2 protein-coding genes are annotated in these 566 nt (G+C 30.0%); both read left to right on the top strand.

What is annotated here, in order from left to right; genetic code table 11:
- Window positions 1-304 (top strand): M24 family metallopeptidase (locus AMN81_RS00435; RefSeq protein WP_338140287.1); only part of this gene is annotated, 304 nt, incomplete at its 5' end.
- 11 nt (window positions 305-315) lie between these two features.
- Window positions 316-566 (top strand): hypothetical protein (locus AMN81_RS00430; protein ID WP_218836700.1); only part of this gene is annotated, 251 nt, incomplete at its 3' end.

Here is a 566-nt window from a genome sequence, read left to right as displayed (position 1 = left end):
CAAACCTGGCAACACAGCTGATGACGTTGCACAAGCTTTTTGGAAAATTTTAGATAAATATGGCATAGAAAAAAAATCAAGAACAGGATATTCAATCGGAATTGGTTATCCTCCAGATTGGGGAGAACATACATTAAATATCTATAAAGGAGATATGACAGTACTTGAACCAAATGTTTGTTTTCATATGATTGCGGTTATGCAGTTTGGAGATTGGGGAGTAGAAGCTTCGGAAGCGATTAGAGTGACAAGTAATGGTTCTGAATTATTTTGTAATTATCCTAAAGAACTCAAAATAAAATAATAATTTTTTTAATGAGCAAAATAGAGATTATAGACAATTTTTTAAATAAAGATGATTTTGAGGAATTAAGAAAATTTTTAATGTCACCAAGATCTCAATGGAGATTTGTTGATTTTATTGCTCATAAAGATGGTCGAGATAATGATAAAGATGGATATTTTGTTCATAGTTTTACTGATCGTGATCCAAACACATTTAAAGAGAGATTTTTAATTAGCCCTGATTATCAGAAAGTAAGTAGATTAATGGAGTGTATAAAAAA

This window comes from Candidatus Pelagibacter communis (genome assembly GCF_001179845.1).
Lineage (GTDB): Bacteria > Pseudomonadota > Alphaproteobacteria > Pelagibacterales > Pelagibacteraceae > Pelagibacter > Pelagibacter ubique_Q.
This window is presented reverse-complemented; position numbering and strand designations above follow the sequence as displayed.